The organism is Comamonas piscis, from assembly GCF_014109725.1.
Lineage (GTDB): Bacteria > Pseudomonadota > Gammaproteobacteria > Burkholderiales > Burkholderiaceae_C > Comamonas > Comamonas piscis.
Map to the genome: position 1 here is coordinate 4,159,386 of NZ_CP058554.1, position 15,489 is coordinate 4,174,874.

15 protein-coding genes and 1 riboswitch are annotated in these 15,489 nt (G+C 62.0%); of the genes, 7 read left to right on the forward strand and 8 right to left on the reverse strand.

The annotated features are described in order from the left end of the window. Window positions 1–59: 59 nt before the first annotated feature. Window positions 60–308: riboswitch (cobalamin riboswitch) on the reverse strand. A 37-nt stretch (window positions 309–345) separates the two neighbouring features. The 3 genes from HS961_RS18730 to HS961_RS18740 all read left to right on the forward strand — a co-directional run bounded on the left by HS961_RS18730 (window position 346) and on the right by HS961_RS18740 (window position 2,242). Beyond that, window positions 346–561, forward strand: coding sequence for a DUF904 domain-containing protein (locus tag HS961_RS18730; RefSeq protein ID WP_182324581.1), 216 nt, complete (start codon window positions 346–348; stop codon window positions 559–561). After that, window positions 561–974, forward strand: coding sequence for a cell division protein ZapA (locus HS961_RS18735; protein WP_182324583.1), 414 nt, complete (start codon window positions 561–563; stop codon window positions 972–974). Before HS961_RS18730 ends, HS961_RS18735 begins: the two co-directional genes overlap by 1 nt. 446 nt (window positions 975–1,420) lie before the next feature. Next, window positions 1,421–2,242, forward strand: a complete 822-nt coding sequence (locus HS961_RS18740; RefSeq protein ID WP_182324586.1) for a sulfite exporter TauE/SafE family protein — start codon at window positions 1,421–1,423, stop codon at window positions 2,240–2,242. Between the two features lie 17 nt (window positions 2,243–2,259). Here HS961_RS18740 and hemN read toward each other — a convergent pair whose 3' ends face one another. Continuing rightward, window positions 2,260–3,642 (reverse strand): oxygen-independent coproporphyrinogen III oxidase, encoded by a 1,383-nt coding sequence (hemN, locus tag HS961_RS18745; protein ID WP_182324588.1) that lies wholly within the window; start codon window positions 3,640–3,642, stop codon window positions 2,260–2,262. 149 nt (window positions 3,643–3,791) lie between these two features. On the opposite strand from hemN, the gene fnr reads away from it, so the two are divergent. Together fnr and HS961_RS18755 are read left to right on the forward strand one after the other, a co-directional pair. Continuing rightward, complete coding sequence (gene fnr, locus HS961_RS18750) at window positions 3,792–4,514, forward strand: fumarate/nitrate reduction transcriptional regulator Fnr (RefSeq protein ID WP_182324590.1); 723 nt, start codon at window positions 3,792–3,794, stop codon at window positions 4,512–4,514. A 156-nt stretch (window positions 4,515–4,670) separates the two neighbouring features. After that, window positions 4,671–5,114: a universal stress protein gene (locus HS961_RS18755; protein ID WP_182324592.1), complete on the forward strand. Its 444-nt coding sequence runs from the start codon at window positions 4,671–4,673 to the stop codon at window positions 5,112–5,114. Between the two features lie 110 nt (window positions 5,115–5,224). On the opposite strand, the gene HS961_RS18760 is transcribed toward HS961_RS18755, so the two are convergent. From HS961_RS18760 to lgt, 7 genes are all read right to left on the reverse strand, one after another. After that, window positions 5,225–6,781: a malonate--CoA ligase gene (locus HS961_RS18760; RefSeq protein WP_182324594.1), complete on the reverse strand. Its 1,557-nt coding sequence runs from the start codon at window positions 6,779–6,781 to the stop codon at window positions 5,225–5,227. Between the two features lie 67 nt (window positions 6,782–6,848). Continuing rightward, window positions 6,849–7,640 carry an enoyl-CoA hydratase/isomerase family protein gene (locus HS961_RS18765; RefSeq protein ID WP_182324597.1) on the reverse strand — a complete coding sequence of 264 codons (792 nt, stop codon included), beginning with the start codon at window positions 7,638–7,640 and terminating at the stop codon, window positions 6,849–6,851. A gap of 16 nt (window positions 7,641–7,656) precedes the next feature. Further along, window positions 7,657–8,673 carry a tripartite tricarboxylate transporter substrate binding protein gene (locus tag HS961_RS18770; RefSeq protein WP_202883129.1) on the reverse strand — a complete coding sequence of 339 codons (1,017 nt, stop codon included), beginning with the start codon at window positions 8,671–8,673 and terminating at the stop codon, window positions 7,657–7,659. A 205-nt stretch (window positions 8,674–8,878) separates the two neighbouring features. After that, window positions 8,879–10,366, reverse strand: coding sequence for a malonyl-CoA decarboxylase (locus HS961_RS18775; RefSeq protein ID WP_182324599.1), 1,488 nt, complete (start codon window positions 10,364–10,366; stop codon window positions 8,879–8,881). Next, window positions 10,363–11,031, reverse strand: a complete 669-nt coding sequence (locus HS961_RS18780) for a GntR family transcriptional regulator (protein WP_182324600.1) — start codon at window positions 11,029–11,031, stop codon at window positions 10,363–10,365. Before HS961_RS18780 ends, HS961_RS18775 begins: the two co-directional genes overlap by 4 nt. A 274-nt stretch (window positions 11,032–11,305) precedes the next feature. Further along, a complete protein-coding gene (locus HS961_RS18785; RefSeq protein ID WP_182324601.1) occupies window positions 11,306–12,094 on the reverse strand; it encodes a transporter substrate-binding domain-containing protein in 789 nt (262 codons plus the stop codon). Between the two features lie 102 nt (window positions 12,095–12,196). Further along, entirely contained in the window at window positions 12,197–13,027 is an 831-nt protein-coding gene (lgt, locus tag HS961_RS18790; protein WP_182324602.1) for a prolipoprotein diacylglyceryl transferase, read from the reverse strand. Between the two features lie 274 nt (window positions 13,028–13,301). On the opposite strand from lgt, the gene dapA reads away from it, so the two are divergent. After that, window positions 13,302–14,198, forward strand: coding sequence for a 4-hydroxy-tetrahydrodipicolinate synthase (dapA, locus tag HS961_RS18795; protein ID WP_182324603.1), 897 nt, complete (start codon window positions 13,302–13,304; stop codon window positions 14,196–14,198). A gap of 39 nt (window positions 14,199–14,237) precedes the next feature. Next, complete coding sequence (bamC, locus tag HS961_RS18800; RefSeq protein WP_182324604.1) at window positions 14,238–15,344, forward strand: outer membrane protein assembly factor BamC; 1,107 nt, start codon at window positions 14,238–14,240, stop codon at window positions 15,342–15,344. Window positions 15,345–15,489 lie beyond the last annotated feature (145 nt).

Here is a 15,489-nt window from a genome sequence, read left to right on the forward strand (position 1 = left end):
CCCGCGCCAGCCTCCCCGCCGGCAATGGGGAACACGGAAGCCGCGCTGGCCTTTGGGCCGCGCGCCTCCACTATGTTGGCCGGTATCCGGGCTGGCGATGACACAGCACACGCCTTCCCAAACACTTGTTCAAGGTATTCAGTGGCATAGTGGTGGCTGTGGATGGCGCAAAAGCCAACCATCGCTTACCGTTGCGGGGGCAGCGCAGGTTGCGTTGGGCTTGTATGGCACAAGCGCCCGCCCCTGCTTCCCGTTGAACTGCCCCCATGTGAACCACCAGGGCGAGCACCAACGGGTACAATTTTAGCGTTAAACCCATTGCGCAATTAAGAAGACTGTCTCTCTATGGCCACTACGCCTTCTACGGATCTGATGCTTGAGCGGGTGGAAGCCCTGCTGAGCCGGCATGAGGCCTTGCAACGTGCCCATGCTCAGCTGCAAGAGCAGGTCACCACCCTGACCCAGGAGCGCGACTCCCTCCAATCGCGCCTGACAGCAGCCCGCGCCCGCGTGGACGCGCTGATCGAACGCCTGCCCAAGACCTTTGACCAGGACGACTGATGAAGCAGCTTGAAGTACACATCATGCAGCAAAGCTATATGCTGGGCTGCCCCGAAGGCCAGGAAGCGCGCCTGATGGCCGCTGTCAAGCATGTGGATGGCGCCATGAGCGGCATCCGCGATGCGGGTAAGATTCGCGGCCGCGAACGCATTGCTGTGCTGGCTGCCCTCAACGTAGCCTTTGATCTGCTGGATCTGCAAGTGCAAAACAGCGCGCTGAGCGAGACCGCCGATGCGCTGCAGGCGCAAGCAGCCGCCCAGACAGCCGCGATGGCCGACGTGCAAGCGGCCCCTGGCCCGCAGGCCAGCCTGGACTGGGATGAGCCCCGGCTGCAGTCCGTGATGCAACGCCTGGACGCCGCTCTCGCTCCATCGCCCGCCCAAAGCCCCGACGCTTCAGCTTCCACACCCTGATCGCGTTGCTGCTGGTCGGCACAACACCAGATTGCCGCGCCATGCAATGCCTTGGCTCAAAATACCGGCCTACACATTCTCCTGTCTGTGTAGGCCGCTCTCTTTTTTGACCAATCTGGGTACATTGGCATGCAGTTTTCACAGGCGCGGTTGGCAGCAGCGATTACAATGGACTCGTTCGCAGCCCCTCTGGGCTTTATAGTTCCTTGAACCAATGCTCTTAGAGCAGGGCTTGGTACATCACCTATTGAGCGTGATCGTCTCGCGTCAGATGAACCCAACGATAGGTTGCCCTCGCCCACCTGAACCCCCGGTTCAGGATGCCGGTCCAGGGGATCCGCTGCGAACACCTTATTTTTGCGGGCAGGCTGCTCGTTCTGTCTTCTCCTCTCCGCGTCAGCGGGGTTTCAGGCCACCTGTTTCAGGTGGCCTTTTTACTGCGCGCCATGGCTGATTTACTCGTGTTGCTGCCGCTGTCCATCCTGGGCCTGATAGGTGGATTTCTGGCCGGTTTGCTGGGCATTGGGGGCGGCATGGTGCTGGTGCCCTTTATCACCTACATCCTCGGCACCCAAGGCGTGGCGCCCGAGCTGGCCATCAAGATGGCGATTGCCACGTCGATGGCGACCATTGTCTTTACTTCCCTGTCCAGCGTGCGCGCCCACCACCAGCATGGCGCCGTGCGCTGGGACCTTGTCAAACGGCTGGCCCCCGGCATTGTGCTGGGCGGGCTGCTGGCCAGCCTGGGGATTTTTGCGCTGCTCAAAGGCAGTTATCTGGGTTTGTTCTTTGGCCTCTTTATCGGCTACTCGGCACTGCGCATGTTCCGCAAACCCAACGGCAAGGCGATGCGGCAAATGCCTGGCACCGCCGGGCTGGTGGCAGCTGGCGGCGTGATTGGCTGCCTCTCGGGCCTGGTGGGTGCCGGAGGCGCCTTTATCAGCGTGCCTTTTATGACCTGGTGCAGCGTGCCCATGCACAATGCGGTGGCCACCAGCTCGGCGCTGGGTTTTCCGATTGCGGTCACCAATGTCATCGGCTTCATGGTGGCTGGCCTGCATCTGCAGGGCCTGCCACCGCATTCGCTGGGCTATATCTGGCTGCCGGGCCTGGCCGCCATTGCCACCTGCAGCGTGCTGACGGCGCCCCTGGGCGCCCGCGCTGCCCACCGCCTGCCGGTGGCCCAGCTCAAAAAGATCTTTGGCGCCATCTTGCTGTGCCTGGCGGTCTACATGCTCTACAAGAGCCTGGCGGCCTTGTCAGGCTAATGCTGGCCTGGCCGCCTTCAGATAATGCGCGAGAAGCGCGCCCGGTTGCGGTCGGCCTGCAGGTTCTTGTCAAACACCATCGCCACGCCGCGTACAAAGTACCAGCCCAGCTCGGTCACGTTGATCGTGTCGTCGCTGAGCTGCACCAGGCCCTGCTCCTGCAGCTCGCGCAGTTGGGACAGCTCGGCTGCAAAGTACTGCGCAAAATCAATCAGCCAGGCCTGCTCCAGCGATTCAATCGCCAGGCTGCCCTGGCACATCAGCCCCATGATGACGGCACGGCGCAGCAGGTCATCGCGGGTCAGCGCCAGGCCGCGCACCACGGGGATCTGGCCCTGATCAATCAGGTCGTAGTACTCCTCCAGTGTTTTGGCGTTCTGGCTGTAGGTAGGACCAATGCGGCCAATCGCAGAAACACCCAGCGCCATCAGATCGCAATCAGGCTGGGTGCTGTAGCCCTGAAAGTTGCGGTGTAGGCGGCCCTGGCGCTTGGCCACGGCCAGCGCATCGTCTGGCAAGGCGAAATGGTCCATGCCCACATACACATAACCTGCGCCTTCCAGTGCTGCCAGCGCCTGCGCCAGCATGGCCAGCTTGTCGGTTGCACTGGGCAGGTCTTGTGCCTGAATGCGGCGCTGCGGCTTGAAGCGCTCAGGCAGGTGCGCATAGGCGTAGAGTGCAATGCGGTCCGGGCGCAGCGCGTTCACCTGCTCCATCGTGCGGGCAAAGCTCTGCGGGTTTTGCTGGGGCAGGCCGTAGATCAGGTCGATATTGATGGATTCAAAGCCGATCTCGCGCGCCTGCGCAACCAAGGCAAACACCTGCTCGGCGGGCTGCTCGCGGTGTACCGCCTTTTGCACCAGCGGGTCAAAATCCTGCACCCCAAAGCTCAGCCGGTTAAAGCCCAGCAGGTAGAGGTGCTGCAGGCGCTCGCGGCTGACGGTGCGCGGATCGACCTCGATCGAGTACTCGCCGCCGGGCTGCAGTTGAAAGCGCTGCTTGACCATATCCATCAGCCGGCTCAGACCCGCATCGGTCAAAAAAGTGGGCGAACCGCCGCCCAGGTGCAGCTGGCTGATGGTGGGGCGGCCACCGACATGGGCCAGTTGCAGATCCAGCTCCCGCTCCAGGTAGTCCAAGTATTCATCCGCCCGCTCGGCATGCTTGGTGATGATCTTGTTGCAGGCGCAGTAGTAGCACAGCGAGGCGCAAAACGGCACATGTACATACAAGGACAAGGGCGCCAGCCGGCCCACCAGCCCGGTGCCGCGCTGGGCTAGCGCCTGCTTGTACGCATCCGCAGCAAAGGCTTCAACAAATCGGTCTGCAGTAGGATACGACGTGTAACGGGGGCCGGGCACATCAAAACGGCGTAGCAGTTCAGGGGTCAGAGAAATCATGGGCTTCTTTCTTGCGGACCCCCAATGTGCCCCAGGGTCTGCCACGCGTCCTTGATGTACATCAAGAAGCCCATTGGCGCCTGCACGCACAATAGGCGCATCCAAGGAACGTCGTTCCTATATGAATAGTTGTTCACGGGTATTGATACATGACATCCACCTCCATCAAAGTAGCTTGCTCCAGCTGCAATTTGCGCGAGCTGTGCATGCCCGTGGGACTGTCGGTCGATCAAATGGAACGGATCGATGAGATCGTGGCCACGCGACGCAAGATCAAGCGCGGCAGCGCGCTGTTCCGCAATGGCGAGACCTTCACGTCCTTGTACGCCATCCGCACCGGCTTCTTCAAAACCAGCATTGCCACCGAAGACGGCCGTGACCAGGTCACCGGCTTCCAGATGGCGGGCGAGATCATCGGCCTCGATGGCATCGTCAATGACCGCCATTCCTGCGACGCGATTGCGCTTGAAGACGCCGAAGTCTGCGTGATGCCCTACTCGTCGCTGGAAGAGGTGTCGCGCGAAGTGACCGCCCTGCAGCACCATGTCCACAAAGTGATGAGCCGCGAGATCGTGCGCGAGCACGGCGTCATGCTGCTGCTGGGCAGCATGCGCGCCGAGGAGCGCCTGGCCGCCTTTTTGCTGAACCTGGTGCAGCGCCTGCATGCCCGGGGCTTCTCGCAGCATGAGCTGATCCTGCGCATGACGCGCGAGGAAATCGGCAGCTACCTGGGACTGAAGCTGGAAACCGTCAGCCGCACCTTCTCCAAGTTCGCAGAAGAAAACATCATCGAGGTCAAGCAACGCCATGTGCGCATTCTGGATACTGACAAGCTGCAAGGGCTGATCAACACCCAGGCCTGCGCGGCTTGATCACCATGTCGATGGCGCCGCACAGCGCCGCAACGGCGCAAACGCGGCCTGATCCGACATCCGTTGTCGCTGCCAGCAGCGATGCTTGGTGATGCAATTACGGCAAGGCTGCACAGCAGCGGCACTGCCCCCTGTCTGACCTGAAAGGAGCCCGCCATGTACCAACATATCCTGCTTGCCACCGATGGCTCTGAGCTGTCCGAAAAGGCCGTTCAACACGCGCTGGCGCTGGCCAAGCTGAGCCACGCGACCGTTACCGCCGTCAACATTTCGCCCAACTACCCGCGCAGCTATTTTGAAGGCAGCACCATGCAAAACCCTGATGACATTGCGCGCATCGAGGAAGGCTGGGAACGGGCTGCACAGAGCGTCGTCGACAAGGTGGTGGCCGAAGGCGCTGCAGCCGGTGTGCCCGTCAAAACCTTGGTGATCAAGTCCGATCTGATCGCCGAGGCACTGCTGGAGACCGCACGCGACGAGCGCTGCGACCTGATCGTTATGGCTTCGCACGGCTACCGGGGCTTGAAGCGCCTGCTGCTGGGCAGCGAGACCCAGCATGTGCTGACGCATGCGACGATCCCGGTGCTGGTGCTGCGCTGATCGCCGCATAAGCCAAGCGCATCAATAGCAAACCCTCGCTGGCGGTAGCTTCTCAGCTACCACCGGGCGAGGGTTTTGTCATGTCGGCACAGGCCGCCATCGCACAGGTATCAGCCCTTGAACAGGTCCTGGTACTGGTCGCGCAGCAGGTTCTTTTGCACCTTGCCCATGGTGTTGCGCGGCAACTCTCCAACCACAAAGCAGCGCTTGGGAATCTTGAAATTAGCCAGCTGCTTTTTCAAGGTGCTCACGATGCCATCGGCATCGAGTTGCTGGCCCGGCTTGGCAATCACCACGGCCACGCCCACCTCGCCAAAATCGGGATGCGGTACGCCCACCAAGGCGCTCTCAGCCACGCCCGGCAGGTCGTTGATAAAGCCCTCGATCTCTGCCGGGTAGACGTTGTAGCCGCCAGAGATGATCAGGTCCTTGCTGCGGCCAACAATGGTCACATAGCCGCGCGCGTCGATCTTGCCCACGTCGCCGGTCTTGAACCAGCCGTCGGCCGTGAACTCCTGCGCGGTCTTCTCAGGCATGCGCCAGTAGCCGCTGAACACATTGGCGCCCTGCACCTGGATATGGCCAATCTCGTCGGCACCCAGCGCCTGGCCATCATCGCCCTGCACCCGCACCCCCACGCCTGGCAGCGCAAAGCCCACCGTGCCGCCCCGGCGCTCGTCCTGGCCGCCATGGCGGGCATCGGCCTGGTAGGGGTTGGAGACCAGCATGATGGTCTCGCTCATGCCATAGCGCTCCAAAATCGAAAGGCCGGTGCGGGTCTGCCAGTCGCGGAAGGTCTCGATCAGCAAGGGCGCGGAGCCTGAGATGAACAGGCGCATGTGCTGCGCGGCCGCCTTGGTCAGGCCCGGCTCGGCCAGCAGACGCACATAGAGGGTTGGCACCCCCATAAACACCGTTGCCCACGCCATCGCAGCAATCACCGCCTTGGGCTCAAACTTGGCAAACCAGATCATCTTGCTGCCATTGAGCAAGGCCGCGTGGATGGCGACAAACAAGCCATGCACATGGAAGATCGGCAGCGCATGGATCAGCACATCGCCCGTCTTCCAGCCCCAGTAGTCCTTCAGCGTAACCGCATTGCTCAGCAGGTTGCCGTGGCTCAGCATCGCGCCCTTGCTGCGCCCGGTGGTGCCACTGGTGTACAAAATAGCAGCCATGTCGTCGGCGGTCTTTTGTGCCGGCGTGTGCGTATCGTCGCAGTGCACGGCGCGCTCCAGCAGGGTGCCACTGCGGTCATCGCCCAGGGTGAACACGCTTTGCGTGCCGCACTGGAAGGCGATCTTGGAGACCCAGCCAAAGTTGGCCGGCGCGCAGACCACCACGGCCGGTTCGGCATTGGTGACGAAGTACGCGATCTCGGCGCTTTGGTAGGCGGTATTCAGCGGCAAAAACACATGGCCTGCGCGCAAGGTGGCCAGGTACAGCGCCATCGCTTCGACCGACTTTTCTACCTGCACGGCCACCCGGCTGCCGGTAGGAATGTTCAGCGAATCGAGCAGGTTGGCAATGCGCGCGCTCATGCGGTCGAGATCGCGCCAGCTGTAGTTCAGCGGCTCACCGTTGGCCGAGGTGGTCTCCACGGCGATGGCATCAAGGTCCTCAGGAAAGGCTGCACGCAGTGCGCAGAACAGGTTGTCGTTGGTCATGTTTGTCTACTTGGTTGGAGGTATTCCTGGGCACCTGCAGCGCAGCCAATGGCCGGCGCAGGCGCCTTCAAAACTGGGGTGTTCGTTTGGCCACAAAGGCGGCGATGCCCTCGCGGTGTTCTGCCGAATCGGCATAGGCATAGGGCTGCTGCAGCACGGGGGCCTGGGCATCGCCCTCGGCCAGCGCGCGCAGCAGCTGCTTGGTCATGCGGGCGGCCTGGGGTGCCAAGCCGCAGATGCGGGCTACAGTGCGCTCCAGCTGGGCCTGCAGCTGGGCAGCGGGATGAACCTGGCTCAAAAAGCCCGAGGCCAGCATCTGCTCGGCGCCAAAGACCGCCGCCTCCAGCAGCATCTGCCGTGTCTTGGCAGGCCCCAGCTGGCTCAACACCAGGGCCGCCTCCTTAGGGGCCATCGGAAAGCCCAGCTTGGCAATCGGTGCGCCAAACTGGGCGGTGTCTGCTGCCAGGCGGGTGTCGCAGCAGCTGGCCAGCTCTACACCGGCGCCCATGCAGGCGCCTTCAATGGCGGCCACCAGCGGCACATCGCATTGCAGCAGGGCATGCAGCGCGGGCCAAACCTCGCCCTCATGGAAGTCGGCGAGGCTGCGCTCGGCAAAGCGGAAGTCCGCATATTCCGAGATATCGCCGCCGGCGCAAAAGGCCTCGCCCTCGCCTTGCAGCACGATGCAACGCAGCCCGGGCTGGCGCTGCAGGTCCTCAAACACGCTGCGCAGCTGCCGCCACATCGCACGCGACATGGCATTGCGCTTGCCCGGGTTGGCCAGCACCACGCGCACTGCTTGCGCGCGGGCCACCGGCTCGCCCGCTGTCCATGCTTCCACCCGAACTTGGCCCGTCATCGTCTCGCTCCCGTGCTTATTCAATCTTGGCGCCCGAGGCCTTCACCACCTCGGCCCAGCGCTTGACCTCGTCGGCCACAAAGGCGGCAAACTGCGGCTGCGTCATGCTGCCATATTCCGCACCGTTCTTGGCCCAGATGGCCTTGATCTCATCGGAGCCGCCCATGCGCTTGGCCTCTTCAAACATGCGCGCCTGCAGCTCCGGCGGGGTGCCCTTGATGGCCCAGAGGCCGTACCAGGTGGTCACGTTGTAGTCGGGCAGGCCCACCTCGGCGGCGCAAGGCACATCGGGCAGCGAGGGGTTGCGCTGGCTGCCCGCCACCATCAGGCATTTGATACGACCGGCGGCTATGTGCGCGGCCGACGAGCCCAGGCCATCGAACAGCATGTCCACATTGCCGGCAATCAGATCCTGCAGCGCCGGTCCCGCGCCTTTGTACGGCACATGCAGGATGTCGGTCTGGCTCTGGATCTTGAACAGCTCACCGGCCAGGTGGTGGCTGGTGCCGGCGCCCGCCGAGGCAAAGCTCATCTTCCCCGGGTTGGCCTTGAGCTGGGCCAGCAGCTGCTGCATGTTGGCAGCGGTCACCCGCTTGGGGTTGACCACCAACACCTGCGGCACGGTCGCCAACAAGGCCAAAGGCACCAGGTCTTTCTGGATGTCGTAATCCAGCCGGGGGTAGACCGAGGGCGCAATCACATGGTGGGTGCCGCCCATGAAGAAGTGGTAGCCATCGGCCGACTGGCGCGCCGCAAAGCTGGCCCCCAAGGTGCCGCCGGCGCCGCCCTTGTTGTCGATCACCAGGGTCTTGCCCGACATCTTTGAGAACTGTGAGGACAGCGGCCGCGCAAAGGCATCGGTGCCGCCCCCTGCCGGAAAGGGCACCACCCAGGTCACCGGCTTGGCGGGCCAGTCTTTGGCTGCTGCCGTATTGGCCCAGCTCCAGGCGGGCAGCGCCGTGCCCGCCATGCCGGCGGCCAGGCCTACCAGCGTTCGCCTTCTGGATGAGGACGGTGTATAGCTCTTGGTCATCTTGTCTCCTAACATTTGTTTTTTAAGATCCACGCACACCCGCCTGCGCGCGCCGATAGCAACGCACAAGCCCTGAGTGGCAGGCTTGTTATGCCTACCACCCAGGCTGCGACCCCTTCAGGAGCCGTCAGCTTTTATCAGGCCAACACAGTGCAAAGGGGCACTGCGGCGTCCTGCCTCATCCACATAAACAAAAATCCAAAAATTAAACCTTGGCCAGCGCCTCGATGCCCGATGACACCGGAATCTTGCCCTGCGCCAGCAAATTGCGGTGCTTGTCCAGGCGCTTCAAGTCATAAAGGTAATTCACCATCAGGCCGTAGGACTGCTTGATGCCCTTGGCAGAGGTGTCGCCCGCCCAATTGAGGCGCTCGACCCGCGAGCCATTGCCCAGGTGGAAACGGGCGACCGGGTCCACCGGTTTGTCCTTGACCAGGCTCTTGCCCAGGTAGCGGGCAGCGGCTTGCATCAGCAGCTTGGCGACGGCGTCATCGGCTTTTAGCTGGGCTGGCTGCTCCAGCGCGGCCAGCCAATCGGCGGCAATCGGCTCGGGCTTGTCCAGTGCCTTGGCCACATCGGCGCGCAGGCGTTTGTCGGCGCCTTCCCAAACTTCGGCTGCGTTCTTGCCCAGCCAGCTGCGAAAACCCGGTATCGGCGACAAGGTGGCGAACTGGCGCAGCTTGGGGAACTCCTGCAGCAGCTGCTCCACGACGGTCTTGATCAGCGAATCACCAAAACTCACGCCGCGCAAACCGGTCTGGGTGTTGCTGATCGAGTAGAAAATCGCGGTGCTGGCCTTGTTCACATCGGTGGCGGCGGCGGCCTCATCGAGCAGCGGCGCAATGCTGTCCGACATCTTGTCCACGAGCGCCACCTCGACAAAGATCAGCGGCTCATTGGGCAGGCGCGGGTGGAAAAAGCCGTAGCAGCGGCGGTCGCTGTCCAGGCGGTTTTTCAAGTCGGTCCAGCTGCGGATGTCATGCACCGCCTCGTACTTGATGAGCTTTTCCAACAGCGACGCAGGCGAATCCCAGCTGAGGCTGCGCAGCTCCAGAAAGGCGATGTCGAACCAGTTGGAGAACAGGTATTCCAGATCGGCATCGACGGCGATCAGCCAGTCATGGCCCTTGAGCTGGGGCAGCATCTGCGCGCGTAGATCCAGCAAAAAGCGCATGCCCTGCGCGGGCACCGCAAAACGCTGCAGCAGACGCATGCGCGGCGTTTGCAGCGCCTTGCGCAGTTGGCGCTCCGCAGCGGCCATGCTGGTGGTGCCCACCGCGTCTTCATAGCGCTGGCGGGCCTGGCCGATCTTGGCCACATCGGGCACAAACTGCTCGCACAGCAGACGCCAGCAGTCCATGCGCTGCTCGGGCTGGGCAGTGGCATACCACTGCATCACCGGCTCGGCCAGACGGCCGCCTTCGGCATCGCTCACCTCGCTGGCGCCCACGGCCTGCAGGTCGGCCAGCAGCCGGCGCAGCTCGCGCGGCGACAGGGCCTCGTTGCCCCGGCGCAAACTGGCCTTGAGGCGCTCGGTGGTGCTGCGCTCGCCCTCCGGCGGGCTGCTGCTATTGCTGCCACCCCGTTCGGTAGGAATGCCGACCGAGCGCAGCCAGGCAGCGCTTTTTTGCAGCCAGGTGTTGGCGGCGCTGTCCACCGCAGCGGCTGGCGTGGTTTCAGTAGCGGAGGTCATAAAGCAATCCTTGACAGTGAGAGAGGGGTCATCCGCAGCAGGGCCTTGCGCTGCTGCAGCAAATGGTCGCGCATCGTTTGTTCTGCGGCATCGGCATCGCCGCTCAGCATCACGGCATACAGAGCGAGGTGCTCCTGCAAACTGGCCTGCAGGCGGCCCGGCGCGCGCAGCTGCTGCAAGCGGGCGAGGCGCAGAATGCGGCGCAGGTCGGCAATCGCCTGGGCCAGCCAGCGGTTGTCGGCCAAGGTGATGAAGGCCTCGTGGATCTGGTAGTTCATGCGGTAGTAGCCGGCAATATCGCCGGCCTGCGCGTATTGGCTGAGCTGCTCATGCATCACATCGAGCACCGCGCGGTCGGCGCTGCTGATTTTTTTGGTGGCCTCGTAGGCGGCGCGGCCTTCCAGCAGCGCAATCACCGGGAAGATATCGTCCAGATCCCTGTCGGTGATGGTCTCCACAAAGCAGCCGCGGCGCGGCTCATGGCGCAGCAGCCCTTCGGACACCAGCAACTTGAGCGCTTCACGCAAGGGAGTGCGCGATACCGCCAACTGCTCGCACAAGGCCTTTTCGTCCAGCAGCTCACCGCCCGCCAAGGTGCCGGCATAAATCAGGTCGCGCACCTGGGTGGCTACGGTGTCGTGCAAAGGCTGTGCGGCAAGCGCCATCCGATCACTCCTTGGAAATAAACCAGCGCTGCGTAGAACGCATACCAGCGCGTTCCGCATCGCATAGCTGTAATTATGGGAAATTACAGCGTATTTCGGCACCCGTGTTAATACCCGGTTCATACCTGCGACCACTGTTACCGGTGCAAACGCTCACCTTCTTCGCCGAACGATGAGTCGAACGCACAAAAAAAGCAGGCGCTGGTTCAACCAGGCCTGCTGTCGTCATCGCTGGGGCTCATCGCCCCAGGGAATTTAGAAGCGGATCACGTTTTCAGTCCTTGCCGTAGGGGTCAAAGTCAAAGTACTTGTCGGCAATCTGCTTGTAGCGGCCATCGGCGCGGATCGCGGCAATCGCATCGTTCAAGGTCTTTTTCAGCTCTGGCTGGCCCTTGCGCATCGCAATGCTGGCGCCTTCGCCAAAAATCTTCTTGTCGACCAGGGTCTCGCTGACAAATTCAAAGTTCTGGCCTTCAGGCTTTTTCAAAAAGCCGTAGGCAATCTCCACGCTGTCGGCCACCGAGCCATCGAGACGGCCGGAGTTGATGTCCAGATAAACAGGATCGCGGCCGGGGTAGGAGACCACATCGGCGCCTGCGGGCTTCAGATAAGTGAGCGCCCATTTCTCCTGGATGCTGGCCTTGAGCACGCCGATTTTCTTGCCCTTGAGCGATTCCGGGCCGCTGTACTTGAAGCCTTTGGGCATCACGATGCGCGAACCGGTGTGGTAGTACTTGTTGGTGAAGTCCACCACGCGGGCCCGGTCCTCATTCTTGGCCATCGAGCTGATGATGACGTCATATTTCTTGGCCTGCAGGCCGGGGATCATGCCGTCCCAAACCTGCTCGACAAACACGCATTTGCGCTTGATCTGGGCGCACAGCGCATTGGCAATGTCGATGTCAAAACCAGCGGGTTGGCCCGACGACAGCTTATAAGTAAAAGGCTCGTAGCTCAGGTCCACCGCCACTTTCAAATCTGGCAAGGCCTGCTGCGCCGACACCGCTGCACTGCCCAGCATCCATACACCGGCCACCAGGCCCAGCACCCATTTTCTTGTCATATCGTCCACTCTCCGCTCAGGCAAAAAACAAAGCCGCTGTGCTGGAGAAACCCGGCACAGCGGCTGATCAGTATAGCCCTGTAAATCCAGAGGATTTGCTGTTTATCGCGGCTGCAGCAGCGGCTGGTTGCGGCCCCGGTTCCAAAGGTAGATACCCAGCAGCACCATCGGCAGGCTGAGCCACTGGCCCATGCTCAGGTTCAGCGACAGCAGGCCCAGGAAGTCATCGGGCTCGCGGAAGTACTCGGCGATGAAACGCAGCAGGCCGTAGCCGATCATGAAGACGCCAGCGACCTGGCCCTCGCCCCGCTGCTTGCGCGAGTACAGCCACATGACGATAAAGAGCAGCACGCCTTCGAGCAGGAACTGGTAGATCTGCGAGGGATGGCGCGGCAGCATCGAGCCGCTTTGCGGAAACACCATGCCCCAGGGCAGATCGGGGCTGGAGAAGCGCCCCCAGAGCTCGCCATTGATAAAGTTGCCCACGCGCCCCGAGGCCAGGCCCAAGGGGATGCAAGGCGCGACAAAGTCAGCCACCTGCAGCCAGGGCCGGCCCTTGAGCTTGGCAAACAGCACCATCGACAGGATCACGCCGACGAGGCCGCCATGGAAGCTCATGCCGCCCTGCCAGACCGCCAGTATCTCAAGCGGGTTGCTCAGGTAGTAACCCGGTTTGTAGAACAGGCAGTAGCCGAGCCGGCCACCGACGATGACCCCAAGCACGCCGTAAAACAGAATGTCCTCGACATCCTTGCGCTGCCAGCGCGAGGGCGTGGTGATCGAGGCAAAGGGCTGGTCCTTGAGGCGGCGAATTCCGAGGAACAAAAACAGGCCAAAGGCGACCAGATAGGTCAGGCCATACCAGTGCACAGCCAGCGGGCCGAGCTTGATGGCAATCGGGTCAAATTGGGGATACATCAGCATGGCAGGCATTGTGCCGCAGTTCGCAGCCGGCAGCGGCATCCCGGGCTGAGGCCCAGGACTTACCCGCAGCCATGCGCATTCAATTACACAATCGATAGCAAGCAAGCGCCCTCAAATTTACGTCATATTTACCAAACATGCATGATAAAACATCCAAAATGACCAAACATTAAAGCCGTACGCAATCAATATGACAGCACTTGCTGTTGAGCACGCTATACTGCCAGCGGCGAAGGCAGTCCTGCCCCCGCTAGAATCTTCCATCCAGCTTTCATTCCACGCTATGACATCCACCAGTGTTCCTTTGACCGGTAGTATTGTTGCCCTGATTACGCCCCTGCATGCCGACGGCAGCGTGGACTATGCAAGCCTGCGAAAACTGATCGACTGGCACATCGCAGAGGGCACCAACTGCATCGGCGTGGTGGGCACCACCGGCGAGTCGCCGACCGTCACCGTCGAAGAGCACATGGAGATCATCCGTGTCTCCGTCGAGCAGTCCAACAAGCGCGTGCCCATCATGGCCGGCTGCGGCGCCAACTCCACCCATGAGGCGATCATCCTGGCCAAGTACGCCAAGAGCGTGGGCGCAGACAGCCAGCTGCAGGTCGTGCCCTACTACAACAAGCCCACCCAGGAAGGCCAGTTCCAGCACTTCAAGGCGATTGCCGAAGCGGTGGGCGACCTGCCTATCTTCCTCTACAACGTACCGGGCCGCAGCGTGGCCGACATGCAGCACGACACCGTGCTGCGCCTGGCCGAGGTGCCCGGCATCGTCGGCATCAAGGAAGCGACCGGCAACATCGAACGCGCGCAGTGGCTCATCAAGGATGCGCCGGCCGGTTTTGGCATCTACTCGGGCGACGACCCCACCGCCGTGGCCCTGATGCTCTGCGGCGGACATGGCAATGTCAGCGTTACCGCCAACATCGCGCCGCGCCTGATGAGCCAGCTCTGCCAGGCGGCAATTGCCAAGGATGTTGGTCGGGCTATGGAGATTCAGAATAAACTGCTGCCGCTGCATAAGGCTCTGTTCTTGGAGGCCAACCCAATTCCGGTAAAGTGGGCGGCTAACAAGATGGGCCTGTGTGGCCCGACCCTGCGCCTGCCGATGACTGAGCTTTCCGCCGGTCTGCATGGCACGGTGGAAGCTGCGATGCGCGGAGCCGCTCTGATCTAGAGCTTTTTTCCGCGCGTTGTCTCTGTTAAGGATTTGAACGTGAATTCCCTCGCAAAACTCAGCATGCTGAGCCTGTCTGTCGCTTTGGCCGCTTGCAGTACCGGCAATATTCTCGAAGGCGACAAGATCGACTACAAGGGCGCCACCAAGGGCCCCACCTTGGAGGTGCCTCCGGATCTGACCCAGCTGTCCAAGGACTCGCGCTATGTCGTGCCTGGCGGCGCAGTATCGGCGGCAGCCTACCAGGTGCAAAAAGATGCAGCGCCCAAGGGCACCGCCAACACCGCTGCCTCGCAGATTGGCGATGTACAGATTGAGCGCGATGGCAACCAGCGCTGGCTGGTGATCGACCGCTCCGCAGACAAGGTCTGGGAGCCGGTCAAGGATTTCTGGCAGGAAAGCGGCTTTGCGCTGACCATCGAGCGCCCCGATATCGGCATCATGGAAACCGACTGGGCCGAGAACCGCGCCAAGCTGCCGCAGGATTTCATCCGCCGCTCCATCGGCAAGGTGTTTGATTCGATCTACTCGACCGGTGAGCAGGACAAGTTCCGCACCCGCATCGAGCGCCGCCCCGATGGCAAGACCGAAGTCTATGTGAGCCACCGCGGCATGGAAGAGGTCTATTCCAACAAGGAAAAAGACAGCACCATCTGGCAGCCCCGCAAGGCCGATCCCGAGCTGGAAACCGAATTCCTGCGCCGTATCATGATCAAGCTGGGCGTGAGCGAAGAGCAATCCCGCGCGATTGCTGCAGCGCCTCTGGCACCTGTCAGCACTTCCAAGATCGCCTCGGCAGCCGACGGCTCGCCGGTGCTGCAGGTCAGCGATCCGTTTGACCGCACCTGGCGCCGCGTGGGCCTGGCGCTGGATCGCACTGGCTTCACCGTGGAAGACCGCGACCGCAGCCAAGGCGTCTACTTTGTGCGCTACATCGACCCGACCGATCTGAACAAGAAGCCTGATGGTTTCTTTGCCAAGATCTTCAACCGCAACCCGGATGCACCGGACCCGATCAAGTACCGCATCCAGGTCAAGAGCGAAGCCAATACCAGCAATGTCACCGTGCTCAACGAGAGCGGCAAGGCTGACACCTCGGCCAATGCACAGCGCATTCTGAAGGTGCTGGCAGACGACATGAAGTGATGCACTGCGCGGCGCCGCCGCGTTGTGAACACACCCCGAGCCACTGCGCCCTGAGCAGTGGCTTTTTTCATGAGCGCCTGCCCTCCAGACAGCCAGCCATAGCAAGACATCCGCAGCGTTGGCATGCGACCCAAGCCCAGCCACC

Bases quoted from the DNA above. Each gene is read 5' to 3' on its own strand.
- HS961_RS18730 (WP_182324581.1), top strand. From the start codon at position 346: ATGGCCACTACGCCTTCTACGGATCTGATGCTTGAGCGGGTGGAAGCC.
- HS961_RS18735 (WP_182324583.1), top strand. From the start codon at position 561: ATGAAGCAGCTTGAAGTACACATCATGCAGCAAAGCTATATGCTGGGC.
- HS961_RS18740 (WP_182324586.1), top strand. From the start codon at position 1,421: ATGGCTGATTTACTCGTGTTGCTGCCGCTGTCCATCCTGGGCCTGATA.
- hemN (WP_182324588.1), bottom strand. From the start codon at position 3,642: ATGATTTCTCTGACCCCTGAACTGCTACGCCGTTTTGATGTGCCCGGC.
- fnr (WP_182324590.1), top strand. From the start codon at position 3,792: ATGACATCCACCTCCATCAAAGTAGCTTGCTCCAGCTGCAATTTGCGC.
- HS961_RS18755 (WP_182324592.1), top strand. From the start codon at position 4,671: ATGTACCAACATATCCTGCTTGCCACCGATGGCTCTGAGCTGTCCGAA.
- HS961_RS18760 (WP_182324594.1), bottom strand. From the start codon at position 6,781: ATGACCAACGACAACCTGTTCTGCGCACTGCGTGCAGCCTTTCCTGAG.
- HS961_RS18765 (WP_182324597.1), bottom strand. From the start codon at position 7,640: ATGACGGGCCAAGTTCGGGTGGAAGCATGGACAGCGGGCGAGCCGGTG.
- HS961_RS18770 (WP_202883129.1), bottom strand. From the start codon at position 8,673: ATGACCAAGAGCTATACACCGTCCTCATCCAGAAGGCGAACGCTGGTA.
- HS961_RS18775 (WP_182324599.1), bottom strand. From the start codon at position 10,366: ATGACCTCCGCTACTGAAACCACGCCAGCCGCTGCGGTGGACAGCGCC.
- HS961_RS18780 (WP_182324600.1), bottom strand. From the start codon at position 11,031: ATGGCGCTTGCCGCACAGCCTTTGCACGACACCGTAGCCACCCAGGTG.
- HS961_RS18785 (WP_182324601.1), bottom strand. From the start codon at position 12,094: ATGACAAGAAAATGGGTGCTGGGCCTGGTGGCCGGTGTATGGATGCTG.
- lgt (WP_182324602.1), bottom strand. From the start codon at position 13,027: ATGCCTGCCATGCTGATGTATCCCCAATTTGACCCGATTGCCATCAAG.
- dapA (WP_182324603.1), top strand. From the start codon at position 13,302: ATGACATCCACCAGTGTTCCTTTGACCGGTAGTATTGTTGCCCTGATT.